We start from the raw sequence: 23,472 nt of genomic DNA on the forward strand, positions 1-23,472 counted from the left end.
TTTTACTACTTACTAAAGGAGGAATACCTGATGGAAACACAAAAAGGATCTGTCTCAAAAATAAGAATCGTCTCCTTTGCCCCCTCCCCTTTGGTCCGCTTTACACTAGGTACCACCAACTGTTTGATTGCGAAACACAGTTTGAATTTTTTAGGGGATGTTGATGACGGTATGTTTCTAACCGTGGGCGGCTATTGGAATAAGCGCCGTCAATTCGTGGTGCAAAAGTATACGGTGTACGGCAAAACGAAAATCATGTTGGATATCGATGCCTATCGACAAAAAACAGTAAAGGCGGGTTCATTATGAGAGCAAGAGACCTCTTGACAGCACTGACAACGTCGTCGAGTGCAGCAGATTACCAAGGAATTTATTTAACTTACAAAGAAAACCTGATTCCTTTTACGACGATCGCCCAAGATAGCCATAACCAATTGATTTTATTTTTTGAACCAAAAAAACCCGCTCTGACGCTGAAAGAATTATATACACAGCTAATGCTGCATAAGAATTTGGACTTACTCTATTGGGATGGCGAGTCACGTCAAAAAGTTCTAGGGTTTCGTGAACAAGAAGAAAAGATCATTCTTTAGTCCCCTCGCCTATTTTTGGCACACAACAAGTGTCGAAAATCTCGGCAAAACGAAGAAAATAAAGTATACTTTGTGTAAAGACTAAAGGAGTATATCATGAAAAATCAAAAGATCACCCAAATGAGTTTCGCGAAAGTCTATCCCCTATATATTGCCAAAGCAGAGCGGAAAAATCGAACAAAAGAAGAAGTGGATCAGATTATTACCTGGCTGACCGGTTATGACCAAGAAACGCTGCAACAGATGAATGAAGAGCTTTCTTTTGAACGTTTTTTTAGTCAAGCCCCTCAGCTCAATCCCGCACGAAAGCAGATCACTGGTGTCATTTGCGGCATTCGGGTAGAAGAGATCGAAGAGCCAATGGTCCAAGAAATTCGTTATCTAGATAAACTGATCGATGAACTGGCGAAAGGAAAAGCCATGACGAAAATTCTGCGCTCTGCTGAATGAGGCGATTTTTTTCGAGTTGCTATTTAAGAATCAACGCTTTATACTTGAAATACCTTGGCAGGGGCAAATCATTGCTCAAAACACAGTGGGAAAACACCCCACTGTGTTTTTTTATACTGACTTTCTTGACGGTAGCTTTCAACCAGACAGGCGTTCTTAGCTTAGTTCAACCATTTAGCATGTAGTGCCCAGTGGAATTGGCCGACTTTTCGTGAAAACACAAGGACATTGTCTACGTCCCTCTTCTTTACTCAACAAGACTCTCTTAACACGTACAAAAAAGCACTCCTCTTAAAGAAAGGAGTGCTAACTTTTACTTTTTCAATTCTTTGATCTGTTCTTTTCGCTTCAAATACGCCAGTTCTTTTTCCATTTTACGATAGCGGGCGAAAGCTTCTTCTGAAAGTTCACCGGCAGCAATGGCCGCTTTGACCGCGCATTTCGGTTCTGTTTCATGACGACAGTCTCTGAAAAAACAACCTTCAGCATACTGGCTGATCGCTTCAAAGGATTGGTCGATCGAAGCTGACCGGACGGTACTGATGCCAACTTCCCGCATGCCAGGAGTATCAATGATCATTGCGCCAGAGGACAGAGTGAACAACTGGCGACTCGTCGTCGTGTGTCGTCCTCGACTATCCTCTCGTATGTCATTGGTTTTTTGAACGTCTTGCGCCATAAGCTGATTTAATAAGCTGGACTTTCCGACCCCAGATGAACCGATAAATGCGCTGATCTGTCCGTCAGAAAAATACGTTTCCATCAGCAATTCGTTTGGTTCAAAAATGGACGTAGCAAATGTTTTCACACCAAATGCATCGTTTAATGCTTGCAGCAGCTCTGCTTTTTTATCAGCAGTAACTTGATCGGCTTTGGTCAAGAGAATCACCGGATTAGCCCCACTGTCCCAAGCGATCGTTACAAAGCGCTCTAACCGAGCCAAATTGAATTCTTCATTGGCACTAGTTGCAATAAAAACTGTGTCGATGTTCGCCGCAATGCCTTGCTCGTCCGTGCGATTTCCAGCTACTTTTCGTTGTAAAAAACTTTTTCGTGGCAGCAAAGCATCAATCAAGAAATGATCTTGATCGTACACCTGTCCTTGTACAAAATCACCAACGATCGGATAATCCTTTGGCGCTAGTGCCTGTTGGCGAAATTTTCCTGAAACCGTTGCTAAACATTCTTCTCCTGTGGTCAAGCGGACTTTTGCAATATCTTTGGCCTGAAAGACCACAATTCCTTGTTTTTCCATGATTTCCCTCCAGTTAGTTAGGAGGCCGCACTTAAAAAGAGAAACCTCCGAGTTGATGTTGCTTCATTTGATTTGTCATAAGACATTTCCCCTTTCTATGTTGTGCTCATCATGTGATGTCGCTTTATTATACCACCGGAACGGACAGTATGCTAAAGCAAATGACCCAAAAGAACATTTACTGAAACGAAGTAGATAAACAAGCCGGCGATATCTTTGATCGATGTGATGATCGGTGCCGAACCGGCTGCTTGGTCGATGTTTAGTTTAATCAGTACAAACGGGACTAAGAAGCCAAGTGCTGCGGCTAAGGTCATGGCAAAAACTAACGAAATACCAACAGCCACACCTAACATCGGGATTCCTTGCCAAAGTGATGCAGCAGCCCCAGAGATGACCCCTACGATCAAACCTAGACTTAAGCCGATCCAAACTTCTTTAAAGAAATGGCGAGTGAAGGTCGAAAGATCAATATGCCCTAATGACATCCCGCGAACAAAAACAGTTGAGGACTGTGTACCAACGTTTCCACCCATATCCATGATCAAAGGGATAAAAATCGCAACGGCTGCCACCGATTCCAATGTTTGTTCAAATTCATCAATGACTACCCCAGCTAAAAGACCGGCAACCAAAGTGATCACTAGGAACGGCAATCGGACTTTCCAAATTTGCCAAAGGGTGCCGTTGATCAGAACGTTACTACGGTCTGCTTCATTAGAAGCAACATCGACTAAACCAGCGGCATTAAACATGTCTTCTGTCGTTTCTTGCTCGATGACATCGATGGCGTCATCGACAGTGATGATCCCAACGATTCGCGATTCCTTGTCTACGACTGGTAGCGCAATGATATCTAGTTCATTTAGCAAACGTGCCGCTTCTTCCTGGTCCGTGTCCGTGGTAACATAAATAACTTTTTGGGACATGATTTCACTGATGAGTTGATCCCCTTGCGCCATTAAGAGATCTTTCAGCGACAAAACACCTTCTAATGTTTTCGTTTGATCAGTAACATAAAGCGTATAAATCGTTTCTTTTTCTTTGGCTTGCATTCGCACTTTTTCTAACGCTTGATTGACCGTCATATTTTTTTTCAATGTGATGAATTCCGGTGTCATCAAACGTCCAGCAGTCTCAGCCTCATACCCTAATAAGAGGTTTGTTGCAGCACGTTCATCCGGTGCCATTGATTGTAAAAGTTTTTGTGTTACGGTCGCTGGCAACTCATCCAAGAGTCTTACTCGGACATCTGGTGCCATTTCGTTCACAAACTCGGTTGCCCGTTCATCGGTGAAAGAGCGTAATAAGTGTTGTTGTGTAGCTGGTGTCAAATCTTCAAACAGGATAAGTGCTTTATCTTTTGGTAATAGTCGGAAAACGATCACTTTTTCATCCGCGGATAAATTGCTGAACAATTGTAACAGCGGCAGCTCTTCCATTCCTGATACGAGTTCTTTTAATTTTTCAGAGTCTTTCTGATTTAAATAATGTAAGATGGTTTCTTGCTGGTTCATGGGATACACTCCTTCTCCTGTAATTTTGCTCAAAGAAAGAAAGGAAATCGTTCAGAAAATTGTCCAGATTTCTTTCGTTTGAAGGTTGCGTGCTATACAGCTGAAATTTCGTTCCGCAGCTGGAGATGCCTGTTATTAAAACAAGCATCAAAGGGAAATAGCAACAACTTTATTCATTATATCACATAGTTTTTTTAAAACATGAAAAATTTGACTTGCAAATAAAAAAAACCATTCAGGCATGTTCCCTTGGTAAAGAAAGTGGGTTAAGAACATTTGAGATCAAAAAGCAAAAGAAACCTGAAAGTTCTGTAAAACGCTCCATGCAAATGGTATGATGAATGGGTTGCAGTTTTTTTACTCCCCGTTTATGCTAACTATACATCAATGAAAAGAGAGGCAAAAAAAGATGGCAAAGAAAAAAACATTTATCGGATCGGTCACTGCGCTTCTCGCACTCGCAGCAGTCGGATTTAGTCTCCTACACAGTAATGATCTATTCCCAAATCACAAAACACCATCATCAGAAGTGGCAATCACTTCTGCTAAGGATATTCGTGCAGATGAGCTGGCACAGTTAACTTACCAAGGCACCCAAACGATTGAAGTCAATCAGAACATTCCTGAGTTTTCAGAAGATGATCTTTCCCTTGAAAATGGCGCCTGGGAAGCATACGGCGACCTCGATCACCTCAATCGTGCGACCTCTGCTGAAGCAATGTTGAATCAATCCTTGATGCCCACGGAAAAGCGTGGCGATATTTCCAGTGTGAAACCGACAGGTTGGCGTAATAAACAGCTCCCCAATGGGAAATATTTATATAATCGAACCCACTTGATTGGCTTTGCTTTAGCTGGCGAAAATGCAAACTGGAAGAATCTGATCACAGGGACAAGTCAGTTGAACAATCCCGAGATGTTGCGCTTAGAAATGGATATCAACTATTATCTCAAGCAAGATAAAAATCATTATGTCCGATATTCCGTCACCCCGATCTATCGCGATGACGAGCTGGTTGCCCGTGGGGTACAGATGCAAGCCCAATCTATTGGCGAGGATACGATCCAATTCAACTATTATATCTTCAACATCCAAGATGGTGTCACAATCAACTATGCGGATGGTAGCAGCGAGATTTCCAACGAAGATATGACGCAGCCGGAGAATGCTACAAGTAGTGAAAACAACACGACAACAGCCACTTCTCAAAGCAGTGAAACAGAGGAAAAACAGAAAGAATATGTCGATCAACAAGGAAACGGTTTGATCAAAGGATCAAGAAGCGGCATCTATCATTTGCCCGGATCTAAATACTACGAGGATACTACCAACCCGAAAGAATGGTTCAAAACCATCGCTGAAGCGGAAGCTGCCGGCTACCGTGCACCAAAATAAAAAAGCCTTAGGCTTTTTTATTTTGGTTTTATTTATTCTTCGTTGGCTTGTGCTTGTCGCAACACTTTGACATAGGCCTTCCCTTCGTCTGTAAAACGAACCGAACGTGACTTAAAGCGATAAGCTCGGTAAATCAGGCCTCTTTTTTCAAGACGCAATAAATGACGATAAACCAAAGAAGTTGTTTTTATCTCTTCATTGGCACAGATTTCTCGTATGGTAGGTGCGCAACCTTGAGCTTGCATATATTCGTCAATAAAAAGTAAGATTCGATCTTTTCTCGGCATAATTCCTCCTTTCCGCAAAACAGTCTTCACTGCTGCAAATTCGTAAAAACCGATAAGCTACTGCCTCGTCAGCTTTTTGTCCAATTAATACACTGAAAATCTATTGTTCCTCTCTCTTTTCCCATTCTTCCAACGAGTTAAAGTTCCTTTTAAACGCTGGAATTTTCCCCTTAACGAGAAAAACATCGGCAAGCAGCGCTCTTTGTTATTGATTTTATCAAATTTAACAGCAAAAAATAGTAAATTTGAAAATTATTTTCCTTTTTATTGACATAAAAAATAAATAAAGGTATTATTTTTTCTTGGAATTTGTTATTCTAAATTTAAGTAAAGGAGGATTTTATGTTAGGGATCGGCTTATTTTTTGTAGGAATTACTTTGATAATCAACGGCTGGGGAAGTTTACTTCACATTGACTATCGTTCACTTGCTTTAATTAATCTTTTTACAGGTTCGTTATCTTTCATTATCAATCTAATCTATATGCTCCAAGGTGCTTATTATGAAGCAGGCACAGGCTTTCTCTTTGCCTTCACGTATTTACTAGTAGGAATTATTTATCTCTTTGGTTTGGATCTACGGATTTATGGAATTTTTGCGCTATTCGTAGCCATCAATACCTTGCCTTTTGCCTGGGTCTCTTGGCAATGGGAGCAAGATCCCCTTTTTGCACTGATTTGGTTAACATGGGGAGCATTATGGTTTTGCGGCTTTTTGGATACGATCGTGAAGGTAAACTTTGGTCGTAAGATTCATTATTTTGCGATCGCTTGCGGTATCTTCACTACGTGGGTCCCAGGTTTGCTGATGCTATTAGATCTCTATTAAACAATAGTGATTATCTCAATGATAATCACTATTGTTTATTTCTAAAAAGTGCTCAATCTCCTGCATCGCCTTCTGAGGACCATTTGTCGGGAAATGATTCTTTAGCTGGCAGGCTTGTTGGCAAATCTTCAGATCTCCAACCTCTGTCAGAGCAGTTTCCAGCTTTTTCTCAGTTACTGGTTTTGTCAGTGCAATTGCATTGCCATACGCCACGCAGTACTGAATATTGCAGCTTTGCTCATAGTGCATCCCGATTCCGATAAACGGCTTCCCAGAGGCACAAGCTGTTTGAACAGTCCCTTCCCCACCATGGATAAAAGAAAAATCGATATGCTCATGCAATAGATGACTTGGCAGATATTCGGTCAGGAACAAATTCTTTGAGACGTTGTGTTTCCCCTTGAGTAGATGCGTAACCGGAGCAATGATCGCTAGTTCCGAACGGTTTCGCAAGAAAGCTAAGATTTTTCGCACCATGCGCGGATTCCCCGAACTGCCCATCGCAAAATAAACGATTCGTTTTCTTTCCCGCCGCTTTTGTTGAATAAAAGTCAACACTTCGTCTGGTAAAGAAGACCCGAGCTTCGCAAAAATCGGCCCAACGATTTGATAGTTTTCTGGCAGCTGCTCTTTCGTTAAAAATAAATCAGGAGTGGTGATGAGATTTAAATCAGCGTCCATCATTCGTAAGCTCGTTTCAGGCATAAAAAGTTTTTCTGTTTGGGCAGCGTGTTTGAATGCTCGGGGCATCCAGCGGGATTTTACCAATTGTTTTCTTGTCCAATACCAAAGTGGTTTCCTTAACGGTCCGAAGAAACGCAAACTAGAAGGGATAAACGCGCTATCTGATCGAAAAAAGGGATCACTCATCGCATAGGGTTTTACGTAGACTAAGGGAATCTGTTTGCTGCGAGCAGATAGAAAGATCGTGACATTCGATCCAGTTACAATCACCTGAGGAGCAAGCTTGTCGACCAGTTTTTTTTCGCTCAGGATACGCGCAGCAACCATCTCTTTGGTGAAGGGATTTTTGAATGAGCGCAGTTGATCTAATTTTATGATCTGTTCCTCTTGTTTTTCTGTCAGAGTCGGCGTCAATAAATGGTACGTAAAACCACTTTCAATGATAAGTGAAGCAAAGGTCTTTGAAAAACCAAAGAACTCACAGTGGTGATTTCCTTGCATTTGTTTAGCGACTTCGATCATCCGTGTCGTTTCAGCCAAGTTGAATACCGCAGGTGCAAAAAGAATCATTGGCATGCAATCCTCCTCATGTATCGAGTCCATCCACTCGTTTCTTTCAAGTATACTAAAAGAGCGCATACTTAGGAGAAGTTTTTTGCAGACCTTCTCGTTCATCTTTTTACATTGTTTAACTAAAAATTTGCTATAATAAAGAAAACCTTTCAAGGAGTAAACCAATGCGAAAAAAAATATCTTCCTTGCAGCTTAGTATATTCTCACGCGGGCTCATTCTCTTTGCTTTCTTTTTCTTGATTCAACAATTGAGGGAAATGGTTGTTTCTGACTTTGCACTTCTTCCTTCTCTGGCATTCATCCAAATTCTCTTGATGATCCTTTCAACCTTTCTCATTAGCAAGTTTGTTAAAAAACGCTCGTGGCGGCAAGTGCTTTTTGGCAGCTACCTATTCATCATCGGCTCGCTGTTTTCTTTCTGGCTAGCAAATAATCCATTGGAGCTGCAAGCAGCTACTCTTTATATGATAGGCGCTTTTTTTGGTGGCATTCTTTGGGAGTATTTGGCACAGCGCTTGGCAACAGATCTACTGGCAAAAGATCATAAACCTCGTTAACAGAGGTTTTTTTCTTTTTCTGATAGAAAAGGCAAAAATTCTTCGTATATAGTGTGAAGGGGTGAAGAAGGTGCAGGATGAAGAAATCATTGAACGAATCAAAAAGAAAGACTATGCCGGCTTAGAAGAACTGTTAGCTGTTTATGGTGATAGCATGCTGAGGACGATTCATAGTGTCCTCTCCCAACCGCATGAAGTGAGCGAGCGCCAAGATGTAGCGAACGAAGTTTTTTACGAGGTTTGGCAAAAGATTGCTGCGTATCAACCTGACAGAAGCCGCTTGATTACTTGGCTGCTTTTGATCAGTCGTAGTCGTGCGATTGACCACAAGCGAAAGTTGAACAAGCGCTCATTGGAAGAAAAACCTGTTGATGAGCAGGAACTAGCTATTGAAGAATCACCTTTAACAAAGGAAAACTTTTTGGGCTTTATTGAAGACCTTGAAGCCCTTGATCAAAGGATCTTTCTGCTCTACTATTTTTATCAGGAATCACCCGAAACCATCGCAGAGCAGACGGACTTAAATGTCTCAGCAATCTACAATCGTCTTTCCCGTGGCCGCAAACGCTTAAAAGAAAGGATGACTATCGATGGATTTTAAACAGTTAGTCTTAAATGAAAATAAATCACTGATAAAAGTAACTGAACAAGAAAAAGCAACAACCTTCGAGCTGTCCAAACAATATGTTTTCTTGCAAGATCTATTAGAGGAGCTTCGGACGCTTTTAGCAAAAGACGAAACGATTCTTGGCTATCTGCCTTTGACGCCAGATGGAAACCTCGCCTTCGCCAACCAAGGGCTTGGCGCCTATGCGTATGCAACAACTGAGAAAGCAAAAGCATACCGTGACATCTTTCATGATACCCGCGGCAATCGTTTGTTGGTTTTCACAGAAACCCGAATGCTTTTTCTGGTCATCATCGACTATTTAGAAAGTAACACCTATTTCAGTTACCCCTATGAGAACATCAAGGCGTTCACCATCAAGCCAAGAAAGCTGATGAAGCACGAATCACCAGAGGATAAAGAACAATTCCATTGGGGCTATTTCGACTTTCAAGCGGGGACGCACATTTTCTCAGAAGTGCTGACGAAAAAAGACTACGAATTATTTACGTCCTATCATGAATCGATCCCTGCACTCAAGAAAATTCCAATTCAAAACAAAATTTACAGAGCAGCCAAATATCAGTATTTCTTGAGTAATTGGCATTTCAGTTTTCGCTTGATGACCATTTTCAACCTGCTCTTCCTGCTGCTGTTTGTATTACTGATTCTCGGATTTTTCTTACACTTTGGTCCACTGAAAGGATTTTATTATAAGGATCTATTGGATATAGGTATGATCATTTCCCTTTTGTATAGTAAGAATATCTTGCCATAAAAAAAGACTGCCGTTCCTTCCTAATCATTTCTTTGATATCAATTGAATAAAGCACCAGATTTTCTACGGAAGAGCACCTCTTGCAGGATTCAAGTGAAAACGAATGCTGCAAGAGGTGCTTTCTTGTCTCGGACTATTGGGACATTCCTAACCGCCCGTTTTTTCATTTCCTTTTGAAATTCTCAGATTTCTTGTGAACTTTTCAGAAGACTCCACTCATAATTTCATACATGCCTAATGAGATTATTTTTTCATTCACGCTTGCTTTTTAGGAAGAAACGTTATGATGATTTTACTTGCTAGGAGGTGTGAAAAATCGAACTTATCGGACATTTGGTCTTTTGGATCCCGTTTTGTCTTTTTCTAGTGATTGGATCGTTTTTCATACAATGGCGGAAACGTTTCGTTTCAACCCTTATTGCAGCGATCCCGTTTCTCTTTTTTATGGTAAAAATATTCAATTATCGGCACTATGAGCCAGATTCTATTTTCATCATCTATTTGGTCGGACTCTTCTTGTCATCGATCTTACTGATTGTTGCTGTCCGTCGGCTTTCAAAAAAAGCCTAAACCTAGGGTTACTAGAAAACAAAGACATTGCTTAAATGAAACCCAGCCTAACTTTAAGGTTCATTTAAGGTTCACGGACTATAGTCAATACGGACATAATAATTTAGAGCCTGTGCTAGCGGAAACTAGCGCAGGCTTGTTTGTTTATTTATAGAAAATAGGACAAATCGCTAGCAGGTGTGGGGTAGGCAAAAATCATTTGTGCCAGTGCTTCTTTCGATAGCTGATTTTCCAACACAAAAACGAAGTGGTTGATCAACTCATCCGCCAGTGCAGAAAAAATCGTGACAGCAACGATTGTATCAAATGTGTCATAAACCAATTTGATTTTTGCCTCTTGATCATTGATTCGTCGATAGGTATACCAAGAAGAAAGATCTATCACCTCACTATGATATTCTGAGGCATTATCGGCAATCTCTTGCTCACTGATCCCGACTCTTGCCAGTTTTTCCGCACCAAAAACTAGTGTAGGGATCAGTGGATAGCGGATGGGCGTTTTCTGGTCATCTATATGCTCGACAAGATAGGCGGCTTCAAAGCTAGCAACAGGCGTCAGTTTTGGCTGCTTTTTCGCTAGCACATCTCCGATTGCGTAGATGTGTGTTTGACTAGTCTGCAAAAACTCATTTACAACGATCCCTTGTTTTGACGTTTCTACCCCTGCTTTTTCCAGTTGCAGCTGATCGCTATTGGGTCTGCGTCCCGTGGCACCAATCACTGCTTCTACGGTGAGAGACAATGCTTGTGTCTGAATTGTATAGTGGTTTTGTTCTTTCATGATTCGCTGTGTGTTCTGGTTAAAGTGAAACGAAACACCTTGGTCCTGCATTGAACGAACCATTTCTGCGGTCAATTCAGCATCAAATCCTTTTAATGGCTGGTCATTATGATGAATCACATGAACTTCAGCACCTGCTGCTTGAGCGATCATCGCCAATTCGAAGGTAATATATCCAGCACCTATGAAAGCAATCGTTGCTGGCATCTTTTCAAAGGAAAGAAAATCAGTACTGTTTTGTAAATGCTCCTTGCCGACGATTGGCAGTACGGCTGGACGCTGTCCTGTCGCAATGATTATTTTTTCTGCTTGAATCTCTTCTGCGCCCACGATGACCGTATGGACATCACGAAAAGCGGCTTGTCCGTAGTAAGTAGTGATCCCTTCTGCCAGTAGCCCTTGTTTGGTTGACTCCGGCACACGATCAGTATACGAGCGTTTAAACGCCATCAGTGCCGGCCAATCAATGGCTACCTGCCCTTGAACGCCATTGCCTTGCATACGTTTCGCCTCTGTTTTGACTTCTACGCCTCGCATCAGTAGTTTTTTCGGATCGCACCCGCGATTGGGGCACGTGCCACCCCATAAATCAGCTTCGACGATCGCCACTGTCTTTCCTTTGGCTTTTAACCCGTAGGCAGCAGCCGTACCAGCTGGACCCGCTCCGATAATCAGTACATCCACCTTTTTCATCTGTCTCCTCCTTCTCTTAAAAAAATCCTGCTCTTTCTCTTCCCTTCAAGTATAGCGAATCACGGTCAGCCCACAAAACAATTCGCCTTTAACGGCTCCTGCGAATGATCACAATCATCCCTTAAAATTGCGTTTGATATGGTATACTTTTCTTGTCAGTTTAACGACAAAGGAGAATGAATGACTGTGAGTTTTAAACGTTTTTTTCAGCTCTTTCTTTTTTATTTTCTCTCGATTCTGGTGGCCTATGGCCTGATTGCGTTTCTAGCAGTAGATAATTTTTGGCTGGTCGTCTGTTTGATGACAATTGTCGGCTACCTCACCTTGGGTATCCCACTAACCTTATTGAGTTTAAAGAAGAAAAAATAAGACAACACACAAAGACACCAGCAACTTCTCTAAGAAGCTGGTGTCTTTCCACATTGATGCGATTATCCTAATACGATCTGGGCATCTGCCAATGCTTTTTCCACTACTTCCATCACCAGCTTGCTATGTGCAAGGCGTTCCTTGACAAAGACATGATCATTTTCGTGAATGGCTTGTGCAAAACGGGCGAATTCTTCAAACATACGATGTCCGTGAACGCTTTGATCCTGATGGATTTTTTCCCCATTGACCGGTTCAACGTCATAGCTGGCAAGCATATTCGTCGGCCCATTGACGATGATCGATCCTTTCGTCCCTTGGATCGTTGAGCGAATCGTCGCTGTCGAATCTTTGGCGCCAATACAAACGACTTTTGTTTGTTCATAGTCTAAAAACAGCATGCCAGAAGTATCGATCCCCTCTTCGACATTAGCAAAATAGCGGACACTTTTAGGTTTTCCTAAAAGCCCGACCACAAAATGAATATTATAGATATTGATATCCATCAATGCCCCACCACCCATTTTTGGGTTAAATGCAGGTAAAACGGTTCCCTCTTTGAATGAATCATAACGAGAAGAATATTGCGAATAGTTGCATTCAATCACTTTCAGCTCTCCCAATGTTTCAAGCTGCGCTTTTATTCCTTGGTAGTTGGCTAAGTACTGATTCGTGATGGCTTCCATCAAAAGCACCCCATGGGCAGCAGCCAATTCTGTTAATTCTACTAATTCTCGTGCCTGCAACGTAAATGGCTTTTCACAAATGACGTGTTTGCCAGCGAGGATCGCTTCTTTGGCAAAGGAATAATGCAAATGATTGGGCAATGCGACATACACGGTGTCAACGGAGGGATCCGCCAAACATGCCCCTAACTCTGTATAGACGGTTTGAATCCCGTATTGCTGTTTTAAGTGATTCATTTTCTCTAAATCATTTTCTGTCCCAAAAATAGCGGACAGTTCAAGCTGCGGGACATCCCCTGCCACCGTCAAAAAATCATGGACGATCATGCCTGCCCCTAAAATCGCTAAGTTCATCTTGCTTCCCCTTTTCTATCTTCTTAGATCATTTGTTTCAATACCTCGGTGATCACTTTATGATCCTCTAAATGGGCCAAACCTGACACACAGATAGCACCAGTGACTTCTCTATCTTCGATAATTGGAAAACCACCACCACAAACTGCATAATGTTCGTCTTGTGCCCATTTAGCAAATTGTATATCTCTATCTTTTTGCGCATAGACGTATAGTGAACTATGCCCGCTTTCTAGTACCGTTCGTTCTTTTCTTTCAAGCCAAGGGCTTTCTTTTCGCCCTGCCATTAAAAATCGAATGATCGGCAAGCCATGATGAACAACTTTGATCCCTACAGGCTTCGGGTAGTTCCTTTTAACGTACTGATCAATGGCAATTACCAATCGCAATGCGAGGTCATTGTCAAAATGAGCAAACTGCAGCTGCTGTTCTTCTTGCAGGATTTCTGAAGATTCGATTCGTATCTACTCCTTTACGTTGAGTCAGTTGATGCCTTCAGGCGCTTTGTTTGTCAAAAGCCTCGTAATCACTCTGCCTTATGACTCAGTGATCATTTGATTGATGCCTGTTTCTAGCATTTCGATTTGTAAAATCGTTTCTTCGTCTTTCACGATTTTCTCTTTGCCATGGATGATCGTTTCATAGACGCCCTCGTACACACGGCTATAATCACCAATTTCAGAGATGACTTTTTCTTCATGGTAGTCACCGTTAGCATCCATATAAGTTAGTGTGCCATAGTGCTCTGGCAAATCAATCCCAAAATCGGCATGATCTGGGAGATAAAACTGTTTTAGATGCTCTTCTTGTCGATCCTTCGTTTGTTTTACAAAAACGCCGTTTTCGCCATAAACGACAAAACTAGGCCGCTCTTTTAATCGGAAGTAACTAGATTTGACAGAGACTTTCATTCGACCATAAAACAGATCCAAATCGAAGTAATCATTCATGCGATTTTTTCCAAACAATTGCCGAACCTCATAATGGACATCGTCTGGTTGTCCAAAATAGGAGATCACTTGGTCCAGTGTATGACAAGCGTGTCCGTACAAGTAGCTAGTATTCAATGAAAATTCGGTCACTGACCGTGGAATCTCTGGACGAAAATAATCATAATGCATCTCTACTTCTAAGAGATCTCCGAGCACGCCGCTTTCGATCACTTTTTGCGTAGTCAAAAAATCGGAATCAAAGCGGCGATTTTGATAGCATTGCACAAATAAGCCTTTCTCTTGCGCCAGTGCGAACAATTCCTTTGCTTGTGCCGAAGTTTCCGTAAAAGGTTTTTCGATCAAGACATTTTTCCCATGGAGCAAGACATCCTTGCCTAATTCATAATGCAAATGACTGGGGGTCGTGACCACAACTAATTGAATTTCAGGATCACGGTAGATATCCTCTAAGTCAGAGGTGTAATGAACGCCTTCTAGTGTTGGCCAGGTCAGCTTGCCGCTTGGTGAATAGATCGTCTTTACTTTGATCTTATCCTGCAGCTTGGTTGAAAAAGGCAGATGGTAGCGATTGGTGCTTTTTCCGTTTCCGAGATATGCGATAGTTAACATTGTAACGCCTCCTATGAATTGATAGCTTGATTATTGATGAAATCCTTCGAAATGGGAAGTCTTTTGCCAAAAACAGGTTCTTTTGACCAGACTTTTTCGCAAACTGTTGAGTGGTTCTGAACATTTTTACCAAATTGCCAAAAAGGCACAGTTTTTGCTTTTGGTTTTCTTTGTCCTAGGCTATGATTAGAAAGAGGTGGTTTGATGTTATTAGGAGATAAATTACGGCTTCAAGAAGGATTGACCAATACGGAGAAGCGGATTGCCGATTATATTTTGCAAAATATCAATGATGTGCCTTCGTTGACGATTGAAGTCATCGCTAAGCATACATACACATCCCACTCTTCCGTCATTCGTCTAGCCAAAAAGATGGGGTATGAAGGATTTAAAAGTTTTCGCTTAGGTCTGGCTGAAATTGCCCATAATCAGATGTTCAACCCAACCTTTGTTGACGCGAATTTTCCCTTTTCGCCCAAGGATCAAACACCTGATATTATGAAAAAAATGGCCGATCTAACGATCAACTCGATCCACAAAACCCACGCTCAGGTCGCTCCAGAAACGATGGAAGCAGTGGTGCAATCGTTGGAAGCTGCGCAGCGGATTTTCTTATTTGCTCGCGGTGATTCTCAGATCCGGGCAAGAAGTTTTCAAAATAAGTTGGTCAAAATCAATAAGTATCTGATCATTGCGGATGAATATGGGGATGATGCGTGGAATGCATCGAACGTCACGCAAAATGATTGTGCCGTGTTTATTACCTATCGTGGGAAAAATACACAATACGAAAAAATCATGCAACACTTTCGTGATGTTGGGGTACCAGTGATCGTAATCTCTGGCAACGCCCATGCGAAAATCATCCCATTAGCGACCCATGCGATCATCGCTTCTCATGATGAACGTGATTTTCTCAAAGTCGGTACCTTTTCTTCACAGGTCGCCTTTGAGTATATTTTAGATTCACTGTTTGCCTTGCTGTATGCCAAAGAATATCAAAAAAATATTGTCGAGTTAAGAAAAAAACAATCTGTTTTGGAATCAGGGATTCTCTCAGAATACCCGTCAACTGAAGAAAAGAGGGAAATGAAATGATCAATTGGGGAATTATTGGTGCCGGAAATATCGCCAATCGCTTTGCTGCAAGTTTAGAAAATTTTCAAGATGCCCAGCTTTATGGGGTTGCTTGTCGTACGATGGAAAAAGCGCAAGCGTTTCAAGCAAAATTTCCGTGTGATGCCGTCTTTGATAACTACCAAAACCTATTAGATGATCCAGCTATCGATGTCGTTTATATTGCTTTGCCGCATTTGTATCACTATGAATGGATCATCAAAGCCTTTCAAGCAAAAAAAGCTGTTTTATGTGAAAAACCAGCAACCTTGACTGCACAAGAAATGCGCGATGTACAAAAACAAGCCCAAGCACACGAAGTCTTCTTTATGGAAGCCATGAAGCCACGCTTCACCCCAGCGTATCGCAAACTAAAAGAACTTGTGGATGGTGGTCATATCGGTGAGCTAACAAGTGTCACGACTACTTTTCGCCGCCATTTACCAGTCGAAGGCAGTTCTTACCATTATCTGCCAAAACAAGGGGGTGCTTTACTGGATATGGGGATCTATAACTTAGCCTTTATCCAAGATTTTTCACCAGAAAATTTAACTGCCGAAATGATCGATTACAGCCTTTATGAAACTGGGGTTGATACCTATGTTGAAGCACGCTTTGTCAGTGAAGACTTTGTTGCAGTGATTGAGACTGGATTTGACCAAACAAAAGAGACGGTGGCGGAATTACAAGGAACAAAAGGGAAAATCACGATCCCCAACTTCCATCGCCCCGCTTCTTTTACCGTGACGATTGACCAAGAAGACACGGTCTATGATATTGGGTACGAGATCGATGATTTCCATTCAGAGATTCAAGCAGTTCACACCGCTCTTGCACAAGGACAACTCGAAAATTCCCTGATGTCCTTAACGGATAGTATTGCCTGTATCGCTTTAGCAGATGAACTAAGAAGCTTGCTAGATGCGGAAAAAAAAGACAATTAAGATCATGCCCCATCGTTTTTGAATAGAACTGACCAGTGGCTACCACTCGGTCAGTTTTTTGTATCAAAAATTGAGCGCTTTCTTTGACGGTATCGAAATGGTTATATTATATTTATTGAGTATATTTTTATACAAATAGAAAAAGAAAGGAAAACGCCCATGACACCAGAAATTATTACTTATCTTATTTGTTTATTGACCTTCGCTTATCTAGCTGTGACGATTTTTACTTTTGTAAAAAATCGCCGGACAGGTGTCGGTTATCGCCTCCGAATTTTTTACGTGCTGGCAGCAGCCCTCGTCTTTTTGCTTTCCGTTTATGCAATCGCTACCGGTCAAACCTATGACGACTTGGTTACATCGATAAATGATCTTTTTCAATAAAACACCGTTGGCACGAAGCCCTGCGGATCTCTTCGTTTTTGAACCTCTGGTTGAGGGAAGGATCAAAACGGAAACGAGCCAATGAAAGACTGCTCTTCGATGGCTTTTTCATCAGGACCTTCTATACCGAATCAATGTCTTTCAACAAATGATGTCTGACTTTTTATGGAGGTGTGCATGCTCATTCAGCTTAAAGAAGCGAAGCTTTCCGATTTACTTTCTATCTACTTGATACAAAAAGCTGCCTTCAAATCTCTCTTTCTCCGTTATCAAGATGGAGAAACTTCTCCCTATTTACAAAGTTTTGAGAAGCTAAACGCAAAGTTTTCTGCGTCGAATACCACTTATTATTTAATCATGACCGCTCAGAAAACCGTGGGCTTCCTAAAACTGACGGTTGAGCAGGAGCATACGACGAAGCTATCTTCCATCGCCCTTCTTCCCTCCTACGAGAACCGCGGGATCGGTAGACAAGCAATGACCTTGATTGAAAGGAACGTACAAACAGATACGATACATTTGAATACGATCCTGCAAGAACCCAAGCTGGTTCACTTTTATCATTCTTTGGGGTATTCCCAAACAGGCAGGTTTCAAAGCACCTCTTCAGCAATCTGCTTTGTCTCCTTTACGAAAAAAATTGCTGCGAAATAAAAAAGCCATCTCGCCTTTCATCAGCAGAGATGGTTTTTCTATCAATTGCCATCCTTTACAGCAATCATTTTATTGGTCCTGCAAGGTGTCATCGGTTTTTTTACGCAATCGCGGAATCTCTTTCACATTCATTAAATCTAAAAAGAAAGTAAACAATGGGATCCCAATGATCAAGCCCCACAAACCAAAGAGATGTTCGCTAAGATACAGGAGAATAAACGTGTAAAACATCGGAATCTCTGTTTTATTGGCCATCAAGCGGGGATTTAAGATATAGGATTCCAACGCATGAACAAATACTATGATCAAAAGAATATAGATCACGTCATTAAATCCGCCGATGGAATAGGCAATAAACGTCAATGGAATACACGAGATGATCACACCAGCAACAGGAATCAAGCTGAGAAAGAAAATCATCAACGCCAAACTCAACAGCTGCGGAAAGCCCATCACCGCTAAGGCGAAGACAGTGATTGCTGTATTAACTAAGGCGATCACCAACTGCGTCTCAATCACATTTCCGAAAGCACGCGTAAACTTAGCTCCTAAATAGTAAACATCTTCAAAGAACCACGCCCCTCGCCCTTGCAAAAACAGCCGAGAAAACGCAACGGTCTTTTTGTTATCGATCATAAAGAAGAAACTAAGCAGAAATGAGATCAGCACCGTCAATGCCAACTCACCGAAATTATACAGATAATTGATCACGACTAGAACGCCGCTTTGTAATTTCTGAATATATTCACTGGTTTGCAATAAATTCAAGACATATTCGATCAATTCATTATTGGAGTCTGTCCGTTGGTAGAAATCAGCAACGGAATTGACTAATTGGACGGATTGTTTGATGATGATTGGTACATAATTTGTTGCTACTAAATAAAGAATAAAAACAATCAAGCTGTAAGTCAGGATGCTCGTAAGCTTGATGGGCAGATGACTTTTTCGATGGAGCAAAAGAACCAGCCGATAAATCAAATACGTAAAGATAAAGGTCAGCAAAAGAATGGTCATCATACTGCGAAACAAAAAAAGAATGCCCGCAAGCATAAACAAGACCGTCCAGCGCCGCAACACAAGATTTTGAAGAAAAGCATTATAGTATTTCATCTGTAACTCCTTTTTTCGTTGAAATGAAGCAATGAAGCATTTCAGTAGTGCCTAAGAATTATCTAATCATTAAACTATGTAAATAGCAAGAGATTTTATTTTTCTTAAACGAGCGAAAAAATGAAACAAAAAATCCTTAGAAGAATCGTTGGCTTTCTTCTAAGGAAAAGAGTTATTGGTAAACGGTCTTTCCTTCGTTTACGGGTAAAACCGAGTTGATGGACAATAAAAAGAAGCTGGCAGCCAACAGATCAGCACTGCCGCCTGGAGACACATTTTCTGACTGGCAGAAGGCTGCTAGTGCATGAAATGCTGGGTTCGGCAACGCTTGCTGATTGGCTTTTTGTGCGAGTTGCTGAACCAGTGCCAGTACCTCTTGATTGCTGCGGTATAAAATACACGTATCGTCCAGTGTAGCGATGATCGCCAACAGCATGTGGAGCCTTTTTTCAGTCTCATTGGAACAATCCCGAGAAAAATAATCCGCTAGAGCGATTTGAACATGGGGGAACCCAGCAGCAGCTTCCCCATACGCACCGAGATGTCCATATTTGGTTTGAACAGTTTTGCCATGACTTTCCGTTTGTTGAGTCAGCGCACGATCAGGAAATGCAGTGAGAAGCTGGATGTCAGAAAAGACTTCTGGCAAAAAAATCCGCTGTTTGCGACTAAGTTGGCTACTGACGGCGCTGATGAGCAAGCCTAATGCCCAAATGGCTCCTTTATGAGTGTTGATGCCACCAGTGGCTGCCAACATCCCCTGTTCTGCCTTCCGACCGATTGCAGCGATTGCTTCCCGCAACTCTTGAGACATGCTGCTTCCCCAAGACACCAAGGCCATTTCTTCAAAGTATGGCGTCAATGCTCGAGCTGATCGCAGAAAGAGTGCTTGATCCATATCGTGATGGGCACCTGAATCAATGGCATCCACTAACCCAGGTTTTGGGGACAATGTCACTTCTGCAATCAAGGCTTCTTCTACCAATTGGACGAGTCGTCGACAATTTTCTTCTACAGCAAATGCAAACATCCAACTCCTCCTCTATTTTTTGATTTAACCTTTGATCGTTACCCATAAAACATGCAAAACATAGCTTGTTAAAAAACCACAGCTGGCAGTTGCCAAATAAGCGACGATGATCATGATGCCCATTGGCAGTTGCAGCAACAAATCTTTGAAGCATAGCAACAAAACTTGAAAGACAAAAACATTGGCAAGATAGGTTCGATACGCATAAGTAGACAGCCACTTAAATGTCCCTAACTGAGGGGCATTGTTCTTGATCATAGTTGTCCCAAACATAAAGACTGCAAAAATCAATACTAAGCTATATAAGCTTTGCAATGTATTTAAATACGGTGCATGAGCGAAACTTAGATCACCTGCATAATGTAGCAGATGATTGGCAGATAATAGCCCCAATGCTAAACCCACTGGCAAGAAAGCATAGCGAATCTTGTATAGGAAGCGATAGACGGTTTCGTGATAAATCAAAGCGGCTTCGCCATAGATCCCATAGATCACAAAGCTAAAGACAAACCGATCCAATAAATACCAGCTTTCATGATGCGGTCCTTCAAAAACTTGGCGATCATAAAACACATACCAAGCGACATACAAAGCAGTTGCGACGATCAATACTGGCCAAACAGCTTTTTTCTTCGTCAACACTTTGTAGCCTAACCAGACAAAAAACGGCATCAACAATTGGATCTGCAGCATCATGATCGTATACCACAAGTGTGGCGCCGCATCCCCCGTCACATATTTTAGTAAAAACGTTGCTGTATCAGTATAAGGTTTTCCTTGTTGGACAGCGGGAAAGAGCCATAAATAAGCCGTCGTCCAAAGCACATATGGCACGACAAGTTCAAAAAACTTTTCTTTCAAAAATTCTAGATAAGACAGATGTTGACTTGTCTTAACCATGTTATAAACAATAGCAAAAATAAACAGGGGTGCGGTAAATTTCACCAAGACATAAAAGGTACCGATGAATGCTGCAGTCTTTTCATCTTGGGTATTGGATAAGGCAAAAGTCAAAATCGTTTGCATCATTACTGCTGTCACGGCAAATACTTTTTGGAAATCACTGATGTTGATTTTTAAATCGTTGTTCTCAAACATGTTTTTCGCTCACTTTTCTAATAATTACCAAATCTCAGTGGTGAGTTTTGGCCCTTCGTCTGTTTTTACTAAGATTTTTTTTGTTGGATGTTCCAAATACTCCTTTAAGGCAAACCCGCCTTGTTTTGTGATAACTTGAACATCGATCTGTTGAAAAAAGGCTGCCTGCTTTTCCAATAGTTCCAATGGCAGCTTTTCTTTCGTGTCGGCATAAAGCAACAGATCTAAATCACTTGTCGGCTTGATTGCTGCCTGTTTTGCAGCTAATTCAAAACCCAAACTGCCACCAATTCCCCAAGAATAGTACTTCAATAAAAGCCGTGCTTTTTGATAGCTGCGGTAAACTGGATAATTGGCTACTTCATTGAATCGGAAGCTCTCACGACTGGTCAATTCCCAAGGATGGATCGTTCGTTTGATCATGTTACAGGGTGCCTCAAAGGCAAACCGTTCTTGCCGCTTTTCCCCGCGCAACCCCACGGGTAAATAGCTAGGGTTGCTGGGTTTCCCACGACGGACGGTCGCAAAAAGCTGTTCTTTTTCAGAAAACCATTTCGGAATATCAATCATATCAAGAACTTCTTTATCTAATTGAACGATATCGTGGGCACGGTTCATTCGTTACACATTCCATTCTGCATTCATTTTTTCAAATACGTTATTCGTTTCCAGCCGGCCGCTCTTTTTAGCGATCGGATTGGTGTAGCGACTGGTCAACATCGTGTCATTCGTTTTACGCACATCATCAATCGCCTCATTGATCGCTTCAATTACAGTCGCTTTGCTTTCAGAGGTGACAGACTGATCCGTAATGGAGGATAAGAAAGTGAAGATTGCCCCAAGTTTCGTATAATTTTTGATATCATAAGCAATACTTGGTACTTTTTCCGCAGCGGCTTCAATCGCGGCAATCGACCGTTTGGTGACCCGACTTGCACTTTCTTTTGACATTGCCTGAACAGTGATTTTTTCACTATTTAGTGCGATCAGACGACTTGATTGCAAGCCATGCGCTAAGAAAGCCCCAGAGATCGCATTACCAGCGATAAAACCGATCACTGGATGACCCGCTTGGCGTAGTTTGGCATAAGCTGCCGCACTGTTTGCTAAAGCTGCATGAATACCAATCAATTCTTCATTGTAGCCATACGCTTGGCTAGGGACATCGATGACCGCAATGATTGGTCGTTTGACTGCTTTCTCTTTGTCTTCTTGATAAACAGTTTCTAACAGGTGGCCCATCTCATACCCTTCGACTAAACCAACTTCTCCCTTGCGTACCCGATACATCGGATTAGTTGGGTTTGGCACGATCGCTGTAACAACGACTTCTTCAGTAAAAAGGTCAGATGCAGCTGCATAGACAGTTGCACTAGTTGAGGTTGGGAATTGCAGATTCGTCAATGCTGAAAACCAGTGATAACCGATACTGTCAGCAGCAGCTTCTTTGCCTTCTGTTACAGTAATAGGTGCCACTTCAGTTGCTTTATGCGCTGCAAGAGCCTTATTGTATGCCTCGATAGCCAGCGGCTTTGATAGATCAAGTTCGTGTAAAAGAGAAAGATAAAAACCACTTTTTTCGCTGCGATGACTGTCTTTCTTTTCAGCCATCGCAGCAATCACGGCTTCTTGGATCGATTCGACACTGTCAGTCACTAGTTCATCGATCATTTGTGCTGCCAAACGTTGTTTGGCGCCAATGGTGTTCCAAATCAAATCTTTATCACTGGAATCAAATTCTCTCACGCCAGCTTCTTGTTCGATGACTTCAGGACCGTTCAAACCGATACGGGCTTTCTTCGTCGCTATCAAGTAACTCATAAGTGCTGAGGTAATCGACATACCGCCAAAAGAACCCACCCGACCTGGCACTAATCCAATCACTGGCACATACGATTTTATTGCAACGATCAAATTGCCGATTTCTGCAATCGACAATAAGCCGTAATTCGCTTCTTGGAGGCGTACGCCACCAGTATCGAGGATGATGATCGGTGTGATCGGATTGCCCTTTTGGTTTTCTTCCAACACATGAGTCAATGCCGCGATGATTTTAGCACCAGAAACTTCACCGATCCCGCCACCTTGGAATTTTCCTTCCATAGCGATCACGACCACGTTTTCTCCAGAAATCGTTCCACGGCAAACAACGATCCCATCATCGCTTTGTGGCACGATGTCTTGAGCCACCAGATTGGGTGCGATTATTTGGTCGAATGGATCGATCAATTCACGACCGCTCTTGGCATCCAATAATGCGTGCACCCGTTCTCGGGCATTTAATTCTACAAAACTATTCTCCATCTGCTAGTTCCTCCATTGCTTGGGTCAATCGTAGGTAAACCACACCGGGAGTGGCGCCAAAGTCGTTGATCACTATTTGCGCACTGATTGGATAGCGCTCAAAAAAACGTGTCAAGACATTTTGCCACACATCGCCAAAGCCATCACTTCCTGTACAAACTGAAACGGTGGTTTCTTGTTTGTCCGTTGGAAAAAGCAGAATTTCCAAGTCACCAGAACCAACCACGCCAACATGGACTTTTTTGGTGACTGGTTTCGTTGTTTGATACGTATAAGCTAATTTTTCCAT

The 23,472-nt window shown here is 42.0% G+C and carries 27 protein-coding genes; 13 read left to right on the top strand and 14 right to left on the bottom strand.

Going from position 1 to position 23,472, the window contains the following annotated elements:
• Positions 1-30 precede the first annotated feature (30 nt).
• From IGJ26_RS08410 to IGJ26_RS08420, 3 genes are all read left to right on the top strand, one after another.
• On the top strand, positions 31-309 hold the full coding sequence (locus tag IGJ26_RS08410; protein ID WP_016611786.1) for a hypothetical protein: 279 nt from the start codon (positions 31-33) through the stop codon (positions 307-309).
• The gene (locus IGJ26_RS08415; protein ID WP_005226077.1) at positions 306-593 is read left to right on the top strand and encodes a hypothetical protein; all 288 of its coding nucleotides are present in this window, start codon (positions 306-308) and stop codon (positions 591-593) included. Before IGJ26_RS08410 ends, IGJ26_RS08415 begins: the two co-directional genes overlap by 4 nt.
• A 96-nt stretch (positions 594-689) precedes the next feature.
• Complete coding sequence (locus tag IGJ26_RS08420) at positions 690-1,043, top strand: DUF2200 domain-containing protein (protein ID WP_005235929.1); 354 nt, start codon at positions 690-692, stop codon at positions 1,041-1,043.
• Positions 1,044-1,356: 313 nt separating this feature from the next.
• On the opposite strand, the gene rsgA is transcribed toward IGJ26_RS08420, so the two are convergent.
• Complete coding sequence (rsgA, locus tag IGJ26_RS08425) at positions 1,357-2,298, bottom strand: ribosome small subunit-dependent GTPase A (RefSeq protein WP_016611787.1); 942 nt, start codon at positions 2,296-2,298, stop codon at positions 1,357-1,359.
• A 152-nt stretch (positions 2,299-2,450) separates the two neighbouring features.
• Positions 2,451-3,815, bottom strand: a complete 1,365-nt coding sequence (mgtE, locus tag IGJ26_RS08430) for a magnesium transporter (RefSeq protein WP_016611788.1) — start codon at positions 3,813-3,815, stop codon at positions 2,451-2,453.
• A gap of 409 nt (positions 3,816-4,224) precedes the next feature.
• Here mgtE and IGJ26_RS08435 point away from each other — a divergent pair, with 409 nt between their 5' ends.
• Positions 4,225-5,211, top strand: coding sequence for a DNA/RNA non-specific endonuclease (locus IGJ26_RS08435; RefSeq protein WP_016611790.1), 987 nt, complete (start codon positions 4,225-4,227; stop codon positions 5,209-5,211).
• Positions 5,212-5,243: 32 nt separating this feature from the next.
• Here the strand turns inward: IGJ26_RS08435 and IGJ26_RS08440 are convergent, their stop codons facing one another.
• Positions 5,244-5,498 carry a LexA family protein gene (locus tag IGJ26_RS08440; RefSeq protein ID WP_016620130.1) on the bottom strand — a complete coding sequence of 85 codons (255 nt, stop codon included), beginning with the start codon at positions 5,496-5,498 and terminating at the stop codon, positions 5,244-5,246.
• A 342-nt stretch (positions 5,499-5,840) separates the two neighbouring features.
• Between IGJ26_RS08440 and IGJ26_RS08445 the strand changes: the two genes are divergently transcribed.
• Complete coding sequence (locus tag IGJ26_RS08445) at positions 5,841-6,326, top strand: AmiS/UreI family transporter (RefSeq protein ID WP_005235922.1); 486 nt, start codon at positions 5,841-5,843, stop codon at positions 6,324-6,326.
• Positions 6,327-6,341: 15 nt separating this feature from the next.
• Here IGJ26_RS08445 and IGJ26_RS08450 read toward each other — a convergent pair whose 3' ends face one another.
• Positions 6,342-7,586, bottom strand: coding sequence for a glycosyltransferase (locus IGJ26_RS08450; RefSeq protein ID WP_086299435.1), 1,245 nt, complete (start codon positions 7,584-7,586; stop codon positions 6,342-6,344).
• A gap of 161 nt (positions 7,587-7,747) precedes the next feature.
• On the opposite strand from IGJ26_RS08450, the gene IGJ26_RS08455 reads away from it, so the two are divergent.
• From IGJ26_RS08455 to IGJ26_RS08465, 3 genes are all read left to right on the top strand, one after another.
• Positions 7,748-8,140, top strand: coding sequence for a hypothetical protein (locus IGJ26_RS08455; RefSeq protein ID WP_086299434.1), 393 nt, complete (start codon positions 7,748-7,750; stop codon positions 8,138-8,140).
• Positions 8,141-8,201: 61 nt separating this feature from the next.
• Positions 8,202-8,741 carry a sigma-70 family RNA polymerase sigma factor gene (locus IGJ26_RS08460; protein ID WP_005235917.1) on the top strand — a complete coding sequence of 180 codons (540 nt, stop codon included), beginning with the start codon at positions 8,202-8,204 and terminating at the stop codon, positions 8,739-8,741.
• Positions 8,731-9,525: a hypothetical protein gene (locus tag IGJ26_RS08465; protein WP_005235915.1), complete on the top strand. Its 795-nt coding sequence runs from the start codon at positions 8,731-8,733 to the stop codon at positions 9,523-9,525. Before IGJ26_RS08460 ends, IGJ26_RS08465 begins: the two co-directional genes overlap by 11 nt.
• Positions 9,526-10,243: 718 nt before the next feature.
• Here the strand turns inward: IGJ26_RS08465 and IGJ26_RS08470 are convergent.
• Positions 10,244-11,569, bottom strand: coding sequence for a dihydrolipoyl dehydrogenase family protein (locus IGJ26_RS08470; RefSeq protein ID WP_086299431.1), 1,326 nt, complete (start codon positions 11,567-11,569; stop codon positions 10,244-10,246).
• A gap of 180 nt (positions 11,570-11,749) precedes the next feature.
• Between IGJ26_RS08470 and IGJ26_RS08475 the strand changes: the two genes are divergently transcribed.
• Complete coding sequence (locus IGJ26_RS08475; RefSeq protein WP_005226063.1) at positions 11,750-11,938, top strand: hypothetical protein; 189 nt, start codon at positions 11,750-11,752, stop codon at positions 11,936-11,938.
• A gap of 62 nt (positions 11,939-12,000) precedes the next feature.
• Here the strand turns inward: IGJ26_RS08475 and IGJ26_RS08480 are convergent, their stop codons facing one another.
• From IGJ26_RS08480 to IGJ26_RS08490, 3 genes are all read right to left on the bottom strand, one after another.
• Complete coding sequence (locus IGJ26_RS08480) at positions 12,001-12,978, bottom strand: Gfo/Idh/MocA family protein (RefSeq protein ID WP_086299430.1); 978 nt, start codon at positions 12,976-12,978, stop codon at positions 12,001-12,003.
• Positions 12,979-13,001: 23 nt separating this feature from the next.
• Positions 13,002-13,442: a heme-binding protein gene (locus IGJ26_RS08485; protein WP_308810356.1), complete on the bottom strand. Its 441-nt coding sequence runs from the start codon at positions 13,440-13,442 to the stop codon at positions 13,002-13,004.
• A gap of 72 nt (positions 13,443-13,514) precedes the next feature.
• Positions 13,515-14,540, bottom strand: coding sequence for a Gfo/Idh/MocA family oxidoreductase (locus tag IGJ26_RS08490; RefSeq protein ID WP_086299429.1), 1,026 nt, complete (start codon positions 14,538-14,540; stop codon positions 13,515-13,517).
• 204 nt (positions 14,541-14,744) lie between these two features.
• On the opposite strand from IGJ26_RS08490, the gene IGJ26_RS08495 reads away from it, so the two are divergent.
• The 4 genes from IGJ26_RS08495 (at position 14,745) to IGJ26_RS08510 (ending at position 17,638) form a co-directional block, all read left to right on the top strand.
• Positions 14,745-15,638, top strand: a complete 894-nt coding sequence (locus tag IGJ26_RS08495; RefSeq protein ID WP_005235904.1) for a MurR/RpiR family transcriptional regulator — start codon at positions 14,745-14,747, stop codon at positions 15,636-15,638.
• Positions 15,635-16,600 carry a Gfo/Idh/MocA family protein gene (locus IGJ26_RS08500; protein ID WP_139960267.1) on the top strand — a complete coding sequence of 322 codons (966 nt, stop codon included), beginning with the start codon at positions 15,635-15,637 and terminating at the stop codon, positions 16,598-16,600. Before IGJ26_RS08495 ends, IGJ26_RS08500 begins: the two co-directional genes overlap by 4 nt.
• A 159-nt stretch (positions 16,601-16,759) precedes the next feature.
• A complete protein-coding gene (locus tag IGJ26_RS08505) occupies positions 16,760-16,984 on the top strand; it encodes a hypothetical protein (RefSeq protein WP_139960268.1) in 225 nt (74 codons plus the stop codon).
• A gap of 177 nt (positions 16,985-17,161) precedes the next feature.
• Positions 17,162-17,638 (top strand): GNAT family N-acetyltransferase, encoded by a 477-nt coding sequence (locus IGJ26_RS08510; RefSeq protein WP_008379975.1) that lies wholly within the window; start codon positions 17,162-17,164, stop codon positions 17,636-17,638.
• Between the two features lie 69 nt (positions 17,639-17,707).
• Here IGJ26_RS08510 and IGJ26_RS08515 read toward each other — a convergent pair whose 3' ends face one another.
• From IGJ26_RS08515 to IGJ26_RS08540, 6 genes are all read right to left on the bottom strand, one after another.
• Positions 17,708-18,751: an AI-2E family transporter gene (locus tag IGJ26_RS08515; RefSeq protein WP_008379977.1), complete on the bottom strand. Its 1,044-nt coding sequence runs from the start codon at positions 18,749-18,751 to the stop codon at positions 17,708-17,710.
• 172 nt (positions 18,752-18,923) lie between these two features.
• Positions 18,924-19,781 (bottom strand): triphosphoribosyl-dephospho-CoA synthase, encoded by an 858-nt coding sequence (locus IGJ26_RS08520; protein ID WP_139960269.1) that lies wholly within the window; start codon positions 19,779-19,781, stop codon positions 18,924-18,926.
• 24 nt (positions 19,782-19,805) lie between these two features.
• Positions 19,806-20,879 carry an acyltransferase family protein gene (locus IGJ26_RS08525; protein ID WP_430599525.1) on the bottom strand — a complete coding sequence of 358 codons (1,074 nt, stop codon included), beginning with the start codon at positions 20,877-20,879 and terminating at the stop codon, positions 19,806-19,808.
• A gap of 24 nt (positions 20,880-20,903) precedes the next feature.
• On the bottom strand, positions 20,904-21,497 hold the full coding sequence (locus IGJ26_RS08530; protein ID WP_008379983.1) for a malonate decarboxylase holo-ACP synthase: 594 nt from the start codon (positions 21,495-21,497) through the stop codon (positions 20,904-20,906).
• Between the two features lie 3 nt (positions 21,498-21,500).
• Complete coding sequence (mdcD, locus tag IGJ26_RS08535) at positions 21,501-23,183, bottom strand: biotin-independent malonate decarboxylase subunit beta (protein WP_430599526.1); 1,683 nt, start codon at positions 23,181-23,183, stop codon at positions 21,501-21,503.
• The gene (locus IGJ26_RS08540) at positions 23,173-23,472 is read right to left on the bottom strand and encodes a malonate decarboxylase subunit delta (RefSeq protein ID WP_430599527.1); all 300 of its coding nucleotides are present in this window, start codon (positions 23,470-23,472) and stop codon (positions 23,173-23,175) included. The genes mdcD and IGJ26_RS08540 overlap by 11 nt, the downstream gene beginning before the upstream one ends.

The sequence above is a fragment of the Enterococcus sp. AZ095a genome, assembly GCF_050546735.1.
Taxonomy (GTDB): domain Bacteria; phylum Bacillota; class Bacilli; order Lactobacillales; family Enterococcaceae; genus Enterococcus_D; species Enterococcus_D entomosocium.